This is a genomic window from Paenibacillus sp. 22594, assembly GCF_052044425.1.
Classification (GTDB): domain Bacteria; phylum Bacillota; class Bacilli; order Paenibacillales; family Paenibacillaceae; genus Paenibacillus_AQ.
The window spans coordinates 1-19808 of record NZ_JBQENA010000020.1 but is presented as its reverse complement, the minus strand read 5'-3'; the positions used below and the strand labels follow the sequence as shown (position 1 = coordinate 19808).

Here is a 19808-nt window from a genome sequence, read left to right as displayed (position 1 = left end):
CGCCCGTCATCGAAACAAGCCTGACCGTAAAATTATTCCTTCACGCCTCCCAGTGCTACACCTGCGATAATATACCGGGATAGCAGGAAGTACACCACAAACAACGGCAGTGCCGTCAAAGCTAGACCCATGTAGATCGAGCCGAACTCCATCTTGTAAATATCACCGCGAAGCAAACTTACCATGATCGGCATCGTGTACTTCTCTTTCTGTGTAAGGAGAATCATCGGCATGAACAGGTTGTTCCAGTTGGCTACAAAAGCAAAGATCGCTTGTGTCGCTATTGCCGGCATCATCAGCGGCATGATAATCCGGTTGAACGTGCGGAACTCGCCAGATCCGTCTACCCGTGCTGCCTCTACAATCTCAATTGACAGTGTGGCGAGCAGGTATTGGCGCATGAAGAACACTACCGCCGGCGCTGCAATCGCAGGCAGAATCAGCGGAAGGAAATTGTTCGTCCAATGCAGTTTATACATGAACTGATAGAACCCGATCGCGCTTGCCTGGGAAGGAATCATCATTACGCACATGATGAAGGTAAAGAATGGCCCCCGCAGCTTCCAGCTATACGTTACGAGCCCATAGGCAGCCAGGGACGAGAAATAGACGGTACAGAGTGTTGCAGAACTTGCGATAATGAAAGAGTTCATGAACCCTTGAATCGGATCAAAGCTCTTGTCGAGCAGTACCTGCAGGTTGCGCATCATGTGGGACGAAGGGAGTAGCGAGATTCCGCTCTGGATTTCCGGTGTAGAGCGTGTGGCGTTTACAAACATGATCCAGAACGGCAGAATGCTGAGCACCGCCAAAGCGATGCAGACCACATAGATGATGGTTTTGTTTATTCTCCGGCTCACTTTACCATTTTCTGATAATTTATCCATGCCCTACACCTCCCTCGCGGCTGCTTGAGCAGCGTTTCTGTACTTTTGTTTTTGGATTTTCTTTAGTTTGGCCGCATCGCGGTCGCGCATCACGTAGAACAGCAAGCCCGACAGCAAAGCTGAAATTACGAACATAATCATACTCGCTGCTGCAGCACGGTTATACATGTAACTGCCCTTGAATGCCTGCCCGTAGATAAACATGGACGTGGTAAGCGTGGAGTCATCCGGTCCGCCTGTAAGGAATAATTGCGGAATATCGAACATGGTCAAACCACCCACCATCGAGGTAATCAGGGTGAACAGCAATATTGTACGCAGACTCGGCAGTGTAATACGGAAGAAGGTCTGAAATCCGTTAGCGCCGTCAATCGCTGCAGACTCGAAGAGCGCGGGATTGATCCCCATAACGCCTGCGATCAGGACGATCATGGTGTTGCCGTACCACATCCAGAACTGGATGAATGACACAATGCCACGCGCTGTCGTCTTATCCTGCAGGAAGAATATCGGACCATCCGTCCATCCTAGCATTTGAAACAAACTGTTTACCGGACCTATTGGGTACGCGAACAAAGTGCTGAATAGCACAGCAATTGTACTCGCAGTGATAATATTAGGCATATAGAGCAGAACCTTGAACAAGCCTTGTCCTTTTATGTTAAGGCGCCGGTTCGTGAACCATGCGGTTAAGAGGAGCGCAAGAAGCATCTGAGGGACGAAGTTCGTAATCCAGAGCAGCCCCGTGTTAATCAGAGACTTCCGGAACGAAGGGTTATCAAAGAGAAGATCCTTGAAATTTTGAAAAGGGTTATCCAGGATATGAATCGGCTTAGGTATTAGTCCCTTCATATCGGTAAATCCGATCACTGCCGTGTATAGAATGGGGTACAGTGAGAAAATCAGGAATGCAAGGACAAATGGAAAAGTAAAGATATAACCGTATTTCGCATAGCTGACATCTTTGCGGCGCATGCTCTCACCTCATTAGTTGATATGAAGGGGCGGGAATAACTCCCCCGCCCCTCCGATTCCTTCTTATTCGCTTTCAATGCCAAGCTGGTCTTTGACTTGCTGCTTGAAGGTTTCGATTGCTTTATCACGGGTTTTATTGCCTGCAGTGTATTCGCGTACTTGATCTCGCCAGATCTTGTTGATGGTTTCATCGAACTGGGTCAAGTTCTTACCTGAAGCGTTAGCATTGGCTGGAACGAACACGTCAAACATGTTTTGTCCGCCGAGCAGTGGAACTTCACCGTTGGATTTCGACATTACCACGGAGGAAGCAACGCTATCCTTCGTGCCCTGCTCGCCTTCCTTCATCGTGCCGTTAGCCCAGTAATACTGGAGGCCTGTTTCGGAAGTATCAAGGGTAACCCACTTCACAAAGTCAGCAACTGCTTGCTTCTTAGCATCGTCCTTGGTCACGTCTTTGTTAGCCAGCAGCCAGGTGCCGCCCCAGAAGAAACCTGTCGGCGGCTCAGTAACTGCCCAGTCGCCATTCGTGTCTTTCACTTGACCGTTCATCACGTAGTTGATGAGCCAAGCAGGACCGAAGAATCCGAAGATTGGCTGAGCGCCGGTACCGGACATATCCGCGTACCATGCTTCGGTCCAGTCTGTAGTATCGTTATGATAACCATTGTCTTTCAGCTTTTTGGAGAGATCCAGGAACTGTTCGCGTTTCGGATCAATATGCAGTTTGCCATCAACCAGCCAGCCTGTGTCAGAACTGTTCTCGATCGGGTGCCAGATATCGCCGTCGCCGGATACGATGCCGTATCCTTTAGCTTTCAGCTTCTTAGCTGCATCGAAGAATTTATCCCAGCCGGGTCCAACTTCAGTTTTGATGGTAGCCGGGTCATCGGTTCCAAATACATCCTTGGCAATCGAGCGGCGATAGATGAAGGCTCCGCCAGTTGCCTGGTAGCCGAGGCCTTTCAACTGCCCGTCTTTGCTGCCGATATCAACTGAATATTGGGCGATGCCCGCGTCCTTAACCATTTGGTCATCAAGGCCCAGATCAGCATAGTTAGCAGCATAGGTGGATGCGTCACCTTGTGTATACTTAAGCACGAACGCCGATTCAGCTGCATAAATGTCCGGTGCATCTTTGCCGCCAGCGGCCAGAGCCTGGTCAAGTGCAGGCTGATAAGCGCCATCCGTGGTTGCAATAACTGTAGATTTGAACTCCACATTTGCATCGGGATGGGTTTCCATATACTTCTTGGTCATGTTTGGAATCTCGTCCGTGAAGCTCCATAGATTGATGGTCACTTTTTCGCCCTTCCCGGCTGCTGGAGCCGCGGCAGTACTGGCGGATGGAGCTGGACTTGCGCTTGGGCTGGATGAATTTGAGTTTGAATTGGAATTTGAGTTTCCGCCACACGCTGTGAGAGCAGATGTCATCACAAGCATTGTAGAGATCCCCACTAAAACACGTTTCATACTTTTCATACTTTGCCTCCCCTTTATATTGATTCCTCGGTTTTGTGTAACCGCATTCATAATTATAGAACTGATGACCCGCGTGCATAAGGAACCACTCATTGGGAAAAATTCCACTTTTATTAGATTTCGATCGATCCCAGGCATAAAGATAATAAATGAAATGAATCAGCAACCTCCTGAATCCTCTTTGTCCCCTGATTTTCGACCTGAAAATGACAAAAAGGCCTCATCCCGTAGCAACGACGGTCGAAGCCAGTTATATCACCATTTCAGCTTGAAAGTCCCGCTGATCCAAATGGATCAGTCGGGACTTTCCGTTCACTGCTTTTTTATGAACCAGATGAGTTTATTTCTGGCTGGCGAGGAATTCATTAAGCTGCTTTTGCTTTTCGGCAATGACTTTGTCGAGGCCGGCGGATTTTTGGGCGGATAACAATGGCTTCTGCGCCTTGCCCTTTAAACCATCCGGTCCGGCAGGAAGGGGATAGGCCTGCCAGTCCGAGCATAAAAAAGCCGCCCAATGGAATGAGCAGCTTACAGAGATTATGATTTATAGCAGCTTAATCAGCTCTTCTAGCTCTTCAACCAATACTTTTGCCAGTTCAAAATCGGTATTTTTTAAAGCCACTTCTATTTTTGTTTCCACTGATTTTTTCTGTTGTTCCGTTTCTAAATAGTCTTTATCAAAATGACTGGCATAAATCATCTTTCTGAATTTTCGCATACTCATTTTTCTAATCGTCTTATCGTCAATGATCAGGACATAATCCATGCCGTTTACCACGGAATAGAAATCATGAGAAATCATTAGAATCGCACCTTTATAGTCTTCAATGGCTTTCTCAAGAGCTATTTGTGTATAGGTGTCTAAATGGCTTGTCGGTTCATCAAGAAGCAATACATTTGCTTTACTGGCAGAAACCTTAGCCAATTGAAGTATGTTTTTTTCTCCGCCAGATAATGACTCTATCTTTTGATTAACGATTTCACCTTCAAAGCCATAGTTGGATAGATGTGATCTAATCTCATCATACGTTGCAAACCCGGCATCGATGAATTCCTCAAGAATAGTATTGGAATCCTTCAGCATTTCGCCTTGAAGCTGAGATAGATAAGCCACTTTAACCTCAGCATTGATTTCAATGCAATCATGATTATTTTTAAAGATCTCCCGGAGTAGCGTCGTTTTCCCCGTGCCGTTTGGACCGATTAGGGCTACTTTATCCGTAGATTTTATCTCAAAGTTAACATTTTCCAAAAGAAGCTCATCAAAGGAAATACTGTAATCATTAACATTTATAACAACGGTGTCTTCCATTTCTTTATCCACACCAAAACTGATATCCGGTTGCTTAATATCTACGAAAGGTGCCTTAATTCTGCGCGCTTCCAATCTTTCCTGAAATTTAACCCTGGCTTTTAATGCTTTCCCTCTGGATGCTTCGGAATTATAAGTTGCGATAGCTCTAAGATTATCGATGATATTGTCGTTTCTCTTAATTTCTTCCTCTTCAGCGACTGCGAGTTCTTGCAGCTCAATTTTAGTTTGAAGTAAGGAGAAGTTATATTCAATATATCGCCCGTCAAACTCTTGGATCTCCATGTTTTCAAGGTGAATAATTTTGTTGAAACAATGATTCAATAAATATCGGTTGTGCGTAACAACCAGCAGTATTCCCTTGTGAGAATTAATTAGATGTTTAAGCGCATTTAAGTTTTCAAAGTCTAAAAACACATCAGGTTCGTCCATAATCAGTAAGTCTGGATGATTAAGCATTTCCTTCATTACTTGAATAAGTTTGAATTCCCCGCCACTCAGGTCAGATACCCTAATTTCCTTAAGCCTCATGAGGTCTGCCAGATTCAGCTTCTTATTAATGTTGCTCTCAAAATCATCCCCACCCATTGCATCAAATGCATCTAAGGCTAATTGATACTTTTCAAGTAACGGATCAATATCTGTGGCTGTCTCCATTTCAGTGAGAATAGAGTTTATTTCATTTTGAATCTGAATAAACTTTTCGCCGATATATTCAAAAACTGTTGTTTCTTGAGATTTGTCTGGTTGAGAGAACTGACTTACAAATCCAATTGTGCAAGTGGGGTCTATCGATAACATGCCATCATACAAATATCTTTCTGGATCCATCAGTATATCGATCAGTGTACTTTTCCCACTGCCACTTGTTCCAATAAAAGCGCAATGTTCTGCCTCTTCAAGCGTGAATGAAATGTTTTTATATAGTTCTTTTTGCGGAAATGAGAAGGATAAGTTATCAACTTTTATCATAGTGTTACCTTTCTTTATAACTAAATTTGTGACCATTATCAGATGTATTGAAGAGCATAGATTTTAAGTTTACCACAAATGTCTTTTGGATTGTTGTCTTTGAACATAACGACAGGGCAATGAAGTTCTGAATGACACTGCGGTGTTCCTAGGTAACACGTGATATCTTTCGTTATATTATAGTCATCAACGGATTGGCGTTGTAACGAATGTAGCTGCACAATGTAAACTGTATTATAAAATTTTAAGTTCTTAGCGGCTCATAAATCATGCCTTCAATGTTTTTCATAAGTTTACTCCACTTCATAGGCGTCTCACACATAAAAAAGTTTTGCATGAAATTTCCTATAATGTTGTTGTATTCACGAACCCGAGAGGCTTAAGGTCCGCTAGGATTGGGTGGCTCCGACACTTAAGGGTTGTCTGCGGAATCCGCTTCCTCGAAATGCCTCTTGCAGACCAAGGCCCCGTCAGGGGCCGCAGCGTGAATACGGTGTTATATGTTGTAGCCGCCTCTTATAAAGAACTACATATCCGTAAAGATATCTGAACAAGGTTTATTCTTATTTCTGTTCTACTATTCCAACTTCGACTATCCCATTCGACTCCACTTAAATCGTCACCGCCATACAAGATAATTCCTAATTTAACTTCTCTGAATTTTGAAACGGCCATAAATGCTGCTGCTTCCATTTCTACAGTTACACACCCTTCAGCTTTCCGCAACTCAACTTTTTCTTTAGTCTCTCTATAAAATGAGTCTGTCGTCCAAGTTTTTGCCTTTATATACCTAATATTATGTATATTAAAATCGTCCTCTATGATTTTCAAAACTTCTGGATCACATTCGATTTCTCTAGATGGCTTAATGTAATGGTATGATACCCCTTCATCTCTCACCGCAGAAATTGGTACAATTAAATGTCCAACTGCAATGTCCTTTTTAAGTACACCTGCACCACCACAAACTATAAATTTCTGAAATCCATACGCTATCAATTCTTCTAAGAATCCTGCTGAGCCTGCAGCCCCTAAATATCCCAGAGTAATATGTATTTTTTTCCCTTGAAAATACGTTTCATATATTGGTAAATCTACCGTCTCGCAATGTAGACACGCAACTTCTTTCAACTTCCCCTCAGTTTTCATTTTTTCAATTGCATCTCGAAAAAATGTTATTATACAGTATTCAAATTCTTCTTTTGGCTTGATAAAATTAGTTGCTTCTATTATAGCAACTCGCGATTCATCAAATTCCAATATCGGAAACTCTTTAATATCGATTTTTTTGCTCTCCATCTCGACTTACCTCCAAAGTAACTTTTTTACTATTTCTTAGCGGCAATTACTTATAACATCTAATTTACGAACTTCGTAAACACCTCTATATGAAGAATATTCGCGAGTTTATTTAGCTATCCCTGCTCGATATAAGAATAAAGCAGCTGTTCTACCCAATCATATATCCTGTGAAGTTCCACTCTCTTCAGAAAGAAAGATCATGCTATATGCGCAAAAATAAGCCGTCCTCAAATGCAGGACGGCTCATGATGTTTAATATAGTTCCACACTTTTTTTACTGGTTCCACAATTTTAACATTGGTTCCAGACTTTCTTTACTGGTTCCCTACTTTTTTGTCACCGGACAACAGCTGCTGTATCTTTCCCTACCCTACTCCACCGTAACGCTCTTCGCCAAGTTACGCGGTTTATCCACATCGTGGCCCAGAGCCAGCGATGCGTAGTAAGCCAGCAATTGCAGCGAAACAACAGACAACGCAGAGGTCAGTAGCGGCAGTGTCTGAGGAATCACGAACACCTGGTCAACAGATCTAAGCAGGTCGTTTGCATGCTCTTCATGAGTGATGGCCAGCACATGTGCGCCGCGGGCTTTGACTTCCTTGATATTGCTGACGGTTTTCTCGAGAACGGATTCCTGAGTTGCCAGGGCAATGACAGGAACGCCTTCTTCAATCAGCGCCAGGGTACCATGCTTCAATTCACCTGCAGCATAAGCTTCGGAGTGAATGTATGAGATTTCTTTCAGTTTCAGCGAGCCTTCCTGAGCAACAGCATAATCTACGCCGCGGCCGATGAAGAACAGGTGCTCATGCTTAGCGATTTGTTCAGCATAAGTCTTGATCGCTTCTTTTTGCGCCAGAATTACTTCTACTTGCTCCGGCAGGGACTGCATAGCTGCCAGAATTTTGGCAACCTCAGGTTCAGATTGCGTTCCGCGTACCTCAGCCAGGTACAGACCGAGCAAAGTGAAGGCAATCAGCTGGGAAGTATATGCTTTGGTCGAAGCAACAGCGATTTCCGGACCAGCCAGAGTTACCAATACACTGTTTGCTTCCCGGGCAATGGAGCTTCCCACTACGTTGGTGATAGCGAGCACATGCGCACCATTCGCTTGGCCTTCACGCAGTGCAGCTAGTGTATCAGCAGTCTCGCCGGATTGGCTGACTACGATAACCAGTGTTTCCGGTGTAACGATCGGCGAACGGTAACGGTACTCCGAAGCGATATCATTTTCTACAGGAATACGCACCAAGGATTCAATCAGGTTGCGTCCAACAAGACCTGCGTTATAGGCAGTCCCGCAAGCAACGATCTGAACGTTGCGGATGTTCTTGATCTGCTCTTCGGTCAGGTTAAGTTCTGGCAGAATAACTTTGTTGCCTTCAGCGTTCATACGTCCGCGCATAGTATCGCGGTATGCTTTTGGCTGCTCGTGGATTTCTTTCAGCATGAAATGCTCATAGCCGCCTTTTTCCGCAGTAACAGCATCCCAATCGACAGTAATCATTTCCCGAGAAATAAAATTGCCTTCAATCGTCATCAATTCGACAGCATCCCGTGTCAACACAGCCATTTCGCCGTCGTTCAAAATATATACGTTGCGGGTATATTCCAGCAAAGCAGGAATATCGGACCCGATAAAGTTTTCACCTTCACCCAAGCCAATGATGAGTGGACTTGCTTGACGTACAGCCACCAGTTTGTCGGGTTCATATTCAGTCAGAACTCCAAGTGCAAATGCACCACGCATGAAGGTGATCGCTTTTTGTACAGCTTTCACGATATCTCCTTCATATTCACGGGCGATCAGGTGCGAAATAACCTCCGTATCCGTTTCGGAAGTAAAGTGGCATCCTCCGGCAATCAGTTCTTCTTTAAGATCAAGATAGTTCTCCACAATACCGTTGTGTACGACTGAGAATTTCTGGCTCTCATCAGTATGCGGGTGGGAGTTCTCATCAGAAGGCTTGCCGTGGGTTGCCCAGCGTGTATGTCCGATTCCGGCACTTCCTGTTAGTGGAGTAGCTTCAAGTCTGGATTCAAGGTTCGCCATACGGCCCTGTGCTTTTACGACCTGGAGTCCTTCCTTGGTGAACACAGCAATCCCGGCTGAATCATACCCACGATACTCAAGCTTCTTCAAACCCTCTACCAAGATCCCCTGCGAATTCTGATTCCCGATATATCCTACAATACCACACATAATAATTTCCTCCGTCCGATTTATAGTGTGGGCGGCATAAGGAAAGAAACGTGCCGTGCGGCATGTTTTTGAGAAAAAGCAAATATTCTGTTGTATTTCAGACTCAGTCAAGTGGACACGGCTAAGCAGCCCTTAAAAGGACAATATCCGGTTCATTACCTTTTCACTTGCAACTATGTTCATGAAATGTACAGTCTTCTCCTCTGCCGTGGCAGAACGCTTAGTGTTTCTTTCCGTTATTGCGTAAGCCCATGAATTGTACTACTTCTGCTTGCACCCACAGAAACGTTGTGTGAAAGGTCGCCCTCGCATTTTCCGTTTCCATTTACGGCTCTGGTGCATCACCGGGAGGTCCCCGCCGAACATTTCGAACACCTCCACCTCGTCAGCTTACATCTGCCGTGATCCGTTCAAGCCCTGCCGCTATCCGGCAACTTAATGGCTGTCCCTTCTCCCCCGCGCAAGATCAAGCTCTGGCGCTTGCTGTTGCCAACCTTACTATCCCCGCTTTCCTTCTGGAATGACACCTTATCTATTATATGCACCTTACATCGTTTTGGCAATGCTGTAACGCATGATTACTTTTGGCAGCTATTATAAGAAATTGGACAATATACAGATGCAGCCGGTGAAGATGCCTTAAGCATTTCTCCTCACCGGCCGAACTTCTTAACATAATATTATTAATTTACACCAGTTCACGCTGAACGACATCAACAATTTGGCCTACATAGAGATCCAGCTCCGCCTTATCCGGACCTTCTGCCATAACCCGAATCAACGGTTCAGTTCCGGAAGGACGCACCAGCACTCGGCCGTTATCACCAAGCTTGCCTTCAACCTCTTGAATAGCCGCTTCAATGGCCGGGTTGTTGGGATAATTAGTCTTATCCTGAACCCGAACATTCACAAGCACCTGCGGGTATTGGGTCATCATTGATTTCAGTGTACTGAGTTTCTTGCCGGATGACTTCATGGTGTCCACCAATTGGATTGCCGTCAGAATACCATCACCTGTTGTATTGTAATCCAGGAAAATAACATGACCGGACTGTTCTCCGCCCAAATTGTATCCGCCCCGGCGCATTTCTTCCATCACATAACGGTCACCGACCGCGGTTTTGGCTGTATTTAGACCCAGTTGTTCTGTTGCTTTATAGAAACCAATATTACTCATTACTGTGGATACAATAGTGCCATCCTTAAGCTTGCCGGCACGGTTCATCGCATCTCCGCAGATGCAAAGGATAAAGTCACCGTCAACTTCGTCGCCATTCTCATCGATGGCAATCAACCGGTCAGCGTCTCCGTCAAAAGCAAGTCCCAGATCCGCGCCTTGGCGCAGCACTTCCTGCCGCAGAGTTTCCGGATGCGTGGAGCCAAAGCCGTCATTAATGTTCAGCCCATCAGGCTCAGAACCAATGGCGATCACTTCTGCACCAAGCTCTCTGAACAAGCGTGGGGCCAATTCATAAGCCGCTCCATGTGCACAGTCCAGCACTACCTTAAGTCCTGTGAAGCTTTGGGAAATCGTTGTTTTGAGATAGTTCAAATATAAATATTTCGCATCATTATCTACACTTACAGTTCCCAGACCTGCACCTACAGGGCGTGGCAATTCATCGATCTCCGCATCCATCAGTTCTTCAATCCGCAGTTCGGTTTCATCCGTCAGCTTAAAACCGTCCCCGCCAAAGAACTTAATGCCGTTATCTTCAACAGGATTATGTGAAGCTGAAATCATTACTCCTGCATCCGCCTTAAGCAATCTTGTAATATAAGCCACAGCAGGCGTACTTACAACACCTAACCGGATTACTTGAGCACCAATGGACAACATGCCCGCTACAAGCGCCGATTCCAGAAGAGGACCCGAGATGCGAGTGTCCATGCCAATGACCACCTTGGGCTTCTCTACATTACCAGCCAATACATACCCACCACAGCGGCCAATACTGTAGGCCATTTCTGCTGTTAATTCACGGTTTGCGACTCCGCGTACACCATCTGTTCCAAAATACTTACCCATCTTTTTTCTCCTTTTGAATACGCTACATTAGCTTAATGAATTATTGTATGAATGAACTCTTATTTCGGGTACCTATGTCACATATTATAGACGTTTACTGACCGAAAAAGTTACGTTCCGCCAGGACTACCGGTATTCATCGTTCCGTTCGCACCTGAAGTACCACTGATCTCAGCCGTGCCTTCGGATGGAGTTGGCGTAGCTGTAGGAACAGCATTATCCCCACTCTGGGCAGGCTCTGTCGGGCTCTCTTCACCAGAGGCAGGCTCAGCACTAGGCTCTGAGGTCACTACCGTCCCCGCGCTGCCGTTATCAGGAGTCTCTGCGGCCTTTGGCGTTGCGGGAGCGTTCAGCTCCACAGTTGCCCTGAGACGTTCTGAAGCATTCCCTAGGGCAATGAACCTGGGCAGTGAGACATGCAACGTTACCTCATGAGATCCGGCTGTGAGGCCAACGACGTCCGCTACCACGCTGATATTGTTCTTATCCATCTGTTCCAGCAGATTCGGGGCTCCTGATATAGTCAGCGAAACGGTTTTACTGGCAGGATCTGTGATCAAAGCGGTAAGTCCGGTATCTACCCCTTCCAGTTTGATAGGAATATTATTAATGGTCCTCTCGGCAATTTCCGAGGTCACAACAGAAACATTTAAGACCGCAGGCTCGATCTTGGCAGTGCCCTCCGGAGCTGTCAATTCCAGTTTCAGCTCCTTAGTGCCTGCAGAATCAAGTGAACCTAAGTTCAATGTCGCTTCATAGGATGATAAAGAAGCCAAGGACTCTTCGTTTCCATATACTGTTACCGTATCCTGTTCAGGCGTAACCTTGGACAAAGCCACACCACCTGGCAGTTGACCGCTAAAACTTATATCAAGCGGCAGGCTTTTGAACGGGAGCGTAATCGGCAGCTCCACAATTACGGAGGACGGCTCGATAACTGCATCTTTAATCTCGTTACCGCTGCTGTCATACGCATAGAGCTTCAGCTTCTTTTCTTTTATCGTTTCACTGTCACCGTCCAGTTCAATGGTTCCCTGTACTTTGGCTACCTTGCTAAGCTCACTAGCAGCAAGAGTAACCTTCGCCTCAACGGCTGGTTCTAAGACCGGTGTACCGACCTGATAACCCGCCGCAGGCTTTCCCTTGGTGATAATTGATACTGGAAAAGACTTAGTATTCCGGAGTTCCACATGCACATTCACTTCATTGGGGATAATATCATCAAGCATTACGCCGCTCGGCAGTGAGTAATGCAGGGGGAGCGTAGTGTCTCCTGGCTGAACATTGCTCAGATCAATCCACACTTTATAGGCATCAGAAAACTTGTAGGTGAGATCCGATTTTTTGCCCATGACTTCCAGTCTGACACTTTCGGCATCCCTTGAAGTGATTACATATTTATCCTCATTAAAACCGGTATCTTCAATCTTCACATTTTCTATGGTTTTGGACTCCATGTTTACCGTTGTCTGGTTCGCGGGTGCAGTATCCACATGAACAATGATCCAAAGGATAATAGCGAAGGCAAGCGCGAGAATTTTGTTGAAATTGTTATTCTTCATCCACTTATCCATTGCGTTTATCCTCCCTCCGTTTCCAAAAGGCGGAACTCTTCTCCTTCAGTGGTGAGGTGGCCCGAAGTTCCTCATAGAGCTTGGAAATCAGAGATTCTTCCTTAATATCACGTACGATCTGCCCGTTAATTGCCAAAGATATCTGTCCGGTCTCTTCAGAGACCACGACAGAGACGGAATCCGCAACCTCACTAATCCCGATTGCAGCCCGGTGACGTGTACCCAGCTCTTTGCTGATGAATGGATTCTCGGAGAGAGGCAAATAACATGCAGCGGCGGCAATCTGCCCATCTTGCATAATGAGCGCACCGTCATGCAGCGGAGTATTGGGAATAAAGATATTGATTAGCAGTTCGGAGCTGACTACAGACCGCATAGGAATCCCTGACTCCGTATATTCATTCAGCCCAGTCGCTCTTTCAAAAACAATTAAAGCCCCAATCTTTCGTTGCGCCAAGTAATTCAGTGCTTTAATGACTTCACCAATCAATTTGCTGATTTCCTCATCATTCTCGGCAGCCCGTCCAAAAAACTTGCCCCGCCCAAGCTGCTCCAGCCCCCTTCGCAATTCCGGCTGAAAGATGATAAATATCGCAAATATCCCAAATGTAAATATCTGGTTCATCAGCCACTTCAGCGTATATAAATCGAGCAGGGTACTAAGTGCCCAGATTACAACCAATACCAGAATCCCTTTTAACAGCTGTATCGCCCGGGTTCCACGTACCATATTAAGCACTTTGTAGATGATATAGCTGACAATCAGGATATCAATTATATCTTTAATGGACTCTTTCCATGTTAGATCTGTAAAATAACTCATGCCAAAACCCCCGTCATTTCATATTAGCTGGGTTTATGTAAAATGTCTGTAAGTTCTGTATCATATCTAGGTTATAACGTTCCAGCCCAGGTTGCAAGTTTCAGTCGCCGGGGAAACCTATCGCCCTATACCCACGCAACAAAAAAGCGCCATCTTTCCGGAAAAAGAGGCGCAAATAATATTCCTGCTAAAAGCAACCAAGTGTTATTTAACGGTAGGCAACTTCAGAGAACATGTTCGTCACTTTATACCAGAGCCAACTTACCGCTTGGTCTATGCTTTTGACTTGCCCGGAGATATGAGCCGTTGAAGCCTGGTACAAGGAGCCATCGATCACAGTCACATTACCGTTCACTTCCCCATATACCTGAGTTTTACCGTTCTCCACCGTTAGATCGCCAGATATCGTTTTACCAGAAGGTACGATGACTGTATTCCCTTGAATGACAACCTGTTCCAGGTCAGTTCCCCTGACCACAAGCTGCCGATCCTGATTCCAAAAAGTAACGGAGCTCATCAGCATCACCAGAATGAACACGGACGCCGCTGTAAGCGCGGGATGCCGCTTGATCCAGGTCACAAATGCGCGTTCCTTCTTGGCTTGGGGTAAAGAGTTCATAATCCGGCCTACAAGATCCTCCGAAGCCACAGGACTCTGGTGCATCAGGGAAAACATCAGCATATCGGTCTGTTCCAATTCTTTGAACTTTGCACGGCAATCTGTACAGGATAGAAGATGCTCCTTCAATTCCCTCTGTTGCAGCTCGGGCAAGTCGTCATCCAGGTAGTCGTGCATCATAGAGACGGCCAGTTTGCATTCCATAGGAGCCAATCCTTTCATGAGTGCTATTTAATTATATCAAGACAAAGGGGCAGGACGCATAAGACTTGCTTAACTTACATACGTCGCTGCCAATCAGACGTTTCATAAAAAATAATCTATTTTACATTTTAGGCCCTAATTTTTTACGTAAAAATTCACGTCCGCGATGTACTCGGGTCTTAATCGTTGTTACAGGCATATCTAAGACATCACTAATTTCCTGGAGCGACAAATCTTGCAGATAGCGCAAAATCATCACTGATCTGTATTTCACAGGCAAACTGTCGATGGCCTCATAGATCAGTCGCTGCGTCTCTGAGAGCAGCAGTTCTGTTTCCGGTGTCACATTATCACTGGGAATCATGGAATAGCCATCAATGCCTTCCTGATCATTCATTTCCGCATCCAGCGAATATGTGGGCCGCCGCTTACGCAATCTGTCAATACAAAGGTTCGTGCCGATACGGTAGATCCAGGTTGAAAACTTTTGTTTGTCATCATAGCGGTCCAAATTGCGATACACACGCAAAAACGTTTCCTGAACAATATCTTCCGCTTCATGGCGGTTGTTCAGCATCCGATAAGCCAAATGATATATTTTGTCTTTATATAGTTCCACAAGCTCGGCAAATGCCCTTTGGTCGCCCTTTAAGGCGAGCTTTGTCAATCTGCCTTCCAAATTCTCCACCTGTTAACTCCCCCAGACTTGCCGCCCTTGGTCTTTCATCTCTTGAATGTCCACGGTACAAGCTCTTAAATGGTAATTCATGTTTGGTCAAAAATCAAGGATAGTATTGTCACTTTCTATGTAGGATGGGCACAGCATGCTGCATTAAAAACCGATGATTCATCGCAGATTCGAGGAACATTTGGATTTCCAGTCGCTGTTATTGTCAGATTTCCTGATTGAACCACTGCTCACAATCGAAATCCGACCATATGGGCGAACGCTGCGCTCCTCCAATTCCAAATCCTCTTTCGCCGCTCCATCCCCTGAAGTTCAAGTATCTGTTACTCTGCCAAAATTCATATTGGCAACAAGAGATAAGGCAAAGGACGGAAAGGGAATTGGTATTGCCAGCTCTTCCTCTCAGTTCCTTCGACAGTTTCGGCTATCCGGTTTACTAATCCAGAACTAAAAAAAACCCGTCCGACCTCCATACAGAGGCGAACGGGGATTGTAAATAATATAATCAACTTCTTCTAGATCAACTTTGAACGAAAACGAAAAACGAACCTTCGTACAGATATCAGCCGGTATTCCGTAATCCGGCGGCAATACCGTTAATAGTGAGCAGCACTTCGCGGAGAAGTTCGGCGTCATCGCCGTCCACTTCACGCAAGGCTCTAAGCTCGGACAATAACTGAACCTGCAAATAGCTCAGCGGGTCAACGTATGGATTACGCAGACGAATGGATTCCTGAATAACAGGTACATTATCCAAGATGTCCTGTTGTCCGGTGATTTTGAGAATCAGCTCGGAGGTCAGCTTGAATTCCGTTTCTATCTGTCCGAAGATGCGCTGACGCGCTTCTTCATTTTTGCCCATGCTGGCATATTCCTTGGCAATAATTAGGTCCGCCTTGGCAATAGCCATCTGCAGCGTATCAATTAATGTAGTGAAAAACGAGAAGTTTGCATACATATGCTGCATTACCTTCAGGTTCTCTTCTTTGTTGTCATAGAAGCTCTGCAGACCCGTTCCGGCAGCGTACCAGGCAGGAAGCAGATAACGGCTCTGAGTCCAGGCAAATACCCAAGGAATCGCACGCAGATCCTCGAACCGGTCACTATTCTTTCGTTTGGAAGGACGCGAACCAATGTTAAGCTCCCCAACCTCAGGAAGCGGCGTTGACTCCTTGAAATACGTCAGGAAATCCGGATCACGGAAGATCAGGTCCTGATACTTGTTCAGTGAAACCTCAGAAATCCGGGCCACAATTTTTTCCCATTTTGGCTCATATAGATCCGTCTGTGGTGATCTGGCATTAATTGCGGCTGTAACCAAAGCGGATGTTGCCTGTTCCAAGCTACGGTAGGCAATCCCCTGCATCGAATAACGTGAGGAGATAACTTCACCCTGTTCCGTAATCTTGATACCACCGCCAATCGTTGAAGCCGGTTGCGCCAGAATACTGCGGTTCAGCGGCATGCCGCCACGTCCAAGAGCTCCGCCGCGGCCATGGAAAAATTTCAGCTTAATGCCGAATTCATCCGCCGTAGCCGTGATATCCTTGAGGGCAACCCGCAACTCGTAATTGGCAGTAACCACACCGCCATCCTTGTTGCTGTCTGAATACCCAAGCATAATCTCCTGCAGATCGTTCATCGCCCTTACCGCATCCCGGTAGATCGGCAGGTTAAGCAGTGTACGCATAATTTGTGGAGCATCATGAAGGTCGTCAATCGTCTCGAACAGCGGTACAGCCTGCAGTGTACAAACTACAGTACCATCATTGTCTTTTCGGAACAGACCGACTTCTTTGGCAAATACCATAACCTCCAGAATGTCACTTGCGGCTTCAGCCATGCTGATTAGATAGCTGGTAATACACTGTTTGCCGTACTCCTCTTGCGCCGTATAAATGGCACGGTATACTGCAAGACATTCTTCAGTACTCTCACTGTAGGACTGATAAGGCGAAGTCAGCGGACGCGGATCATTAAGCAGCTTTTCTAGAAGATCGATCTTCTCATTCTCCTGTAGCTTAGCGTAATCCTGCGTAACGTTCATTTTGGCCAGAATTTCAGTCATCGCATTTTCATGCTCCTGACTATGCTGGCGGACATCAAGCGTCGCAGTATGGAACCCAAACAACTCTACCTGGCGAATCAGCTTCTTGATATAGGTATCCGCTACATAATCTGCATAGTGATGGCGCAGACTGCGGTCGATCACGTTCAAATCATCTATAAATTCTTCCGGTGAAGAGTACCGCTCCAAAGAGCCTTTCTTCTCATCATCCATAACGTTCTGCGTCTTGGCGATCATATAGGTAAGTTTAATCCGGTAGGGCTCATTATCATTATGCCAGGATTTTGACTTATCCAGATTAATAAGACTCCGGTTCAATTCAATGGATTGCAGCAGCTCCGGCGTTACATTAACGATACTGGTGCTAAAGCTCAGATACTGCATCAGCTCGCGCATAATGCGCTGGTATTCCCGAATCGCCAGCTTACGCTGAAGTCTCAGCGTCTGCAGAGTCACAGCTGCGGTCACCGAAGGATTGCCGTCCCGGTCGCCGCCGATCCACGAACCAAAACGCAGATACGTCGGTACGTGCCAATTCTGGCCCGGATAATATTTGCTTAGACATCGTTCAAGTTCTTGATACACATCCGGCAACACTTGGAAAATCGTCTCATGGAAATAATACATTCCATTGCGGACTTCATCCAGCACCGTTGGCTTGCGGTCGCGCAGTTCATCCGTCTGCCACAAGGTAATGACCTCATTAAGCAGTTTCTCCCGCAGTTGTTCACGTTCCCGGAACGTTAGGGTAGGGTTATCCAGACCCATGACATCATCGGAGATACGTTTATGAATATCAAGAATCGCCCGCCGCATGGCTTCCGTAGGGTGAGCGGTCATGACCAGCTCCAGAGACAGACCATTCATGATTTCATGAACATCCTCGTGTGAGAAATCCCGCTCGCGGAGCTCTTGAATCGCGCTTTCGATAGAACCAGGCTGTACGGTCTCCCCGGCTGAACGTTCGTAGTCGCGTTTGCGGCGAATCCGGTGATTTTGCTCGGCGATGTTCACCAATTGAAAATAAATGGCAAACGCCCGTATCACCTGGTGGCGGTTCTCCGGATCCAGTGAATTAATTAGCTCCTTGAATTCATTGTGCAGTTCAGGCAAAAACAATGAGCGCAGCGATTTGCTGGTTTCACGGATCTTCTCCACGATATCCAACAGTTCGTTACCGCCTTGGTGAACCAAGACTTCACCCAAAATATTCCCCAGGAACCGTACGTCTCGCCGCAGCAGATTATTTGAATTGCTTTTGCTGACGGCAGTCGTAAGTTCGGTCATGCTGCTCCCCCCATCCTCTTCCGGATCAATGCTTTTAACATTGTCTATTTGAAGCTTTCCTCATATCATACAATAAAACTGCCCGGAAATCTTCAACTTTATTGCGCTGTAAAGCGATACAGCAATTAAGATTATACACCAATCCAACTATTTATACAGTCACAAAAATATTGTGTATTTCTTCCTATTATATTGTCTGATCCGCGTCGGGTTTATGTAGCGACCATGTGATGATACATCACAAAACTTTCAATAAAAAATTCTTTAAGCCATCATCAATGTAAACTTTATTAACATTAAAGAGGGCTTTTATTGAGTACTTTTCATTTCAAGGTATACTTTTTCACTTACATTCTAATTGTGAATTTTCTTAAAACTGCCTAAACAAAATTTCACTTTCTTATAGCATTTTTTATACCTGTCGTAAGTTTAATTAATTGATAACCAAGCTTAGATGTTGTTATAATAACATTTCTTTATGATTCTCGTGATGTTTGCTTTGGATTAACAAAAAAACTCCTACCAGAAGTAAGAGTTCATTGTCAGCTTAAGCGCTGTATTATCGGGATGACACGATTTGAACATGCGACCCCCTGGTCCCAAACCAGGTGCTCTACCAAGCTGAGCTACATCCCGAAACGTATAAAATTATGGAGCGGGTGATGGGAATCGAACCCACGCTATCAGCTTGGAAGGCTGAAGTTCTACCATTGAACTACACCCGCACAGGTGTAAAATCGGGATGACACGATTTGAACATGCGACCCCCTGGTCCCAAACCAGGTGCTCTACCAAGCTGAGCTACATCCCGTTAATAAAATTGTACTGAAAGTATAAATGGCGCGCCCTGAGAGATTCGAACTCCCGGCCTTTTGATTCGTAGTCAAACGCTCTATCCAGCTGAGCTAAGGGCGCAAAATTATGGAGCGGACGACGGGAATCGAACCCGCGACCCTCGCCTTGGCAAGGCGATGCTCTACCGCTGAGCCACGTCCGCAAATAAGTGGTGCGCGTGAAGGGACTTGAACCCCCACGTCGTAAGACGCCAGATCCTAAGTCTGGTGCGTCTGCCATTCCGCCACACGCGCATGATACAGATAAAAGTGAGCCATGAAGGACTCGAACCTTCGACACCCTGATTAAAAGTCAGGTGCTCTACCAACTGAGCTAATGGCTCCCATTTGGCAGGGGATATAGGATTCGAACCTATGATGACGGAGTCAGAGTCCGTTGCCTTACCGCTTGGCTAATCCCCTATGATGGATACCTATAGTGTGCCCACAATCTCTTTCAATATGAGAACGATTATGGTGGAGGCTGAGGGGTTCGAACCCCCGACCCTCTGCTTGTAAGGCAGATGCTCTCCCAGCTGAGCTAAGCCTC

At 45.8% G+C, this 19808-nt stretch carries 13 protein-coding genes and 8 tRNA genes; all 21 read right to left on the bottom strand.

The features are described from left to right. Nucleotides 1–32 precede the first annotated feature (32 nt). Nucleotides 33–887, bottom strand: coding sequence for a carbohydrate ABC transporter permease (locus ACTJKB_RS30370; RefSeq protein WP_440837964.1), 855 nt, complete (start codon nucleotides 885–887; stop codon nucleotides 33–35). A 3-nt stretch (nucleotides 888–890) separates the two neighbouring features. Beyond that, nucleotides 891–1862, bottom strand: a complete 972-nt coding sequence (locus tag ACTJKB_RS30365) for a carbohydrate ABC transporter permease (RefSeq protein WP_440837963.1) — start codon at nucleotides 1860–1862, stop codon at nucleotides 891–893. A gap of 63 nt (nucleotides 1863–1925) precedes the next feature. Beyond that, complete coding sequence (locus ACTJKB_RS30360) at nucleotides 1926–3164, bottom strand: ABC transporter substrate-binding protein (protein ID WP_440837961.1); 1239 nt, start codon at nucleotides 3162–3164, stop codon at nucleotides 1926–1928. Nucleotides 3165–3684: 520 nt separating this feature from the next. After that, nucleotides 3685–3774, bottom strand: coding sequence for a DUF3502 domain-containing protein (locus ACTJKB_RS30355; RefSeq protein ID WP_440837959.1), 90 nt, complete (start codon nucleotides 3772–3774; stop codon nucleotides 3685–3687). A 114-nt stretch (nucleotides 3775–3888) separates the two neighbouring features. Then, entirely contained in the window at nucleotides 3889–5628 is a 1740-nt protein-coding gene (locus ACTJKB_RS30350) for an ABC-F family ATP-binding cassette domain-containing protein (protein WP_440837958.1), read from the bottom strand. 516 nt (nucleotides 5629–6144) lie between these two features. After that, on the bottom strand, nucleotides 6145–6927 hold the full coding sequence (locus ACTJKB_RS30345; protein ID WP_440837957.1) for a nucleoside phosphorylase: 783 nt from the start codon (nucleotides 6925–6927) through the stop codon (nucleotides 6145–6147). 373 nt (nucleotides 6928–7300) lie between these two features. Next, nucleotides 7301–9133, bottom strand: coding sequence for a glutamine--fructose-6-phosphate transaminase (isomerizing) (glmS, locus tag ACTJKB_RS30340; protein ID WP_074102802.1), 1833 nt, complete (start codon nucleotides 9131–9133; stop codon nucleotides 7301–7303). A 688-nt stretch (nucleotides 9134–9821) separates the two neighbouring features. Then, entirely contained in the window at nucleotides 9822–11162 is a 1341-nt protein-coding gene (gene glmM / locus ACTJKB_RS30335) for a phosphoglucosamine mutase (protein WP_440837955.1), read from the bottom strand. 110 nt (nucleotides 11163–11272) lie between these two features. Then, the gene (locus tag ACTJKB_RS30330; protein WP_440837954.1) at nucleotides 11273–12736 is read right to left on the bottom strand and encodes a CdaR family protein; all 1464 of its coding nucleotides are present in this window, start codon (nucleotides 12734–12736) and stop codon (nucleotides 11273–11275) included. Continuing rightward, nucleotides 12729–13559: a diadenylate cyclase CdaA gene (gene cdaA / locus ACTJKB_RS30325; RefSeq protein WP_440837952.1), complete on the bottom strand. Its 831-nt coding sequence runs from the start codon at nucleotides 13557–13559 to the stop codon at nucleotides 12729–12731. Before cdaA ends, ACTJKB_RS30330 begins: the two co-directional genes overlap by 8 nt. Before the next feature lie 208 nt (nucleotides 13560–13767). Further along, the gene (locus tag ACTJKB_RS30320; RefSeq protein WP_440837951.1) at nucleotides 13768–14382 is read right to left on the bottom strand and encodes a zf-HC2 domain-containing protein; all 615 of its coding nucleotides are present in this window, start codon (nucleotides 14380–14382) and stop codon (nucleotides 13768–13770) included. Between the two features lie 121 nt (nucleotides 14383–14503). Beyond that, nucleotides 14504–15070, bottom strand: coding sequence for an RNA polymerase sigma factor SigW (gene sigW / locus ACTJKB_RS30315; protein ID WP_379162580.1), 567 nt, complete (start codon nucleotides 15068–15070; stop codon nucleotides 14504–14506). A 562-nt stretch (nucleotides 15071–15632) separates the two neighbouring features. Further along, nucleotides 15633–18425: a phosphoenolpyruvate carboxylase gene (gene ppc, locus ACTJKB_RS30310; protein WP_440837950.1), complete on the bottom strand. Its 2793-nt coding sequence runs from the start codon at nucleotides 18423–18425 to the stop codon at nucleotides 15633–15635. Nucleotides 18426–18987: 562 nt separating this feature from the next. Next, nucleotides 18988–19061, bottom strand: a tRNA-Pro gene (locus tag ACTJKB_RS30305). A gap of 15 nt (nucleotides 19062–19076) precedes the next feature. Beyond that, a tRNA-Gly gene (locus tag ACTJKB_RS30300) sits at nucleotides 19077–19150 on the bottom strand. A gap of 12 nt (nucleotides 19151–19162) precedes the next feature. Continuing rightward, nucleotides 19163–19236: transfer RNA gene (locus ACTJKB_RS30295), tRNA-Pro, on the bottom strand. A 27-nt stretch (nucleotides 19237–19263) separates the two neighbouring features. After that, nucleotides 19264–19340 (bottom strand) — tRNA-Arg (locus ACTJKB_RS30290). Between the two features lie 7 nt (nucleotides 19341–19347). Continuing rightward, nucleotides 19348–19422: transfer RNA gene (locus ACTJKB_RS30285), tRNA-Gly, on the bottom strand. 7 nt (nucleotides 19423–19429) lie between these two features. Then, nucleotides 19430–19513 (bottom strand) — tRNA-Leu (locus tag ACTJKB_RS30280). 16 nt (nucleotides 19514–19529) lie between these two features. Further along, nucleotides 19530–19602: transfer RNA gene (locus ACTJKB_RS30275), tRNA-Lys, on the bottom strand. A 5-nt stretch (nucleotides 19603–19607) separates the two neighbouring features. After that, nucleotides 19608–19681, bottom strand: a tRNA-Gln gene (locus tag ACTJKB_RS30270). Nucleotides 19682–19808: the final 127 nt, after the last annotated feature.

Bases quoted from the DNA above. Each gene is read 5' to 3' on its own strand.
- cdaA (WP_440837952.1), bottom strand. From the start codon at position 13,559: ATGAGTTATTTTACAGATCTAACATGGAAAGAGTCCATTAAAGATATA.
- ACTJKB_RS30330 (WP_440837954.1), bottom strand. From the start codon at position 12,736: ATGGATAAGTGGATGAAGAATAACAATTTCAACAAAATTCTCGCGCTT.
- glmS (WP_074102802.1), bottom strand. From the start codon at position 9,133: ATGTGTGGTATTGTAGGATATATCGGGAATCAGAATTCGCAGGGGATC.
- ACTJKB_RS30365 (WP_440837963.1), bottom strand. From the start codon at position 1,862: ATGCGCCGCAAAGATGTCAGCTATGCGAAATACGGTTATATCTTTACT.
- ACTJKB_RS30320 (WP_440837951.1), bottom strand. From the start codon at position 14,382: ATGGAATGCAAACTGGCCGTCTCTATGATGCACGACTACCTGGATGAC.
- ACTJKB_RS30370 (WP_440837964.1), bottom strand. From the start codon at position 887: ATGGATAAATTATCAGAAAATGGTAAAGTGAGCCGGAGAATAAACAAA.
- ppc (WP_440837950.1), bottom strand. From the start codon at position 18,425: ATGACCGAACTTACGACTGCCGTCAGCAAAAGCAATTCAAATAATCTG.
- ACTJKB_RS30350 (WP_440837958.1), bottom strand. From the start codon at position 5,628: ATGATAAAAGTTGATAACTTATCCTTCTCATTTCCGCAAAAAGAACTA.
- glmM (WP_440837955.1), bottom strand. From the start codon at position 11,162: ATGGGTAAGTATTTTGGAACAGATGGTGTACGCGGAGTCGCAAACCGT.
- ACTJKB_RS30345 (WP_440837957.1), bottom strand. From the start codon at position 6,927: ATGGAGAGCAAAAAAATCGATATTAAAGAGTTTCCGATATTGGAATTT.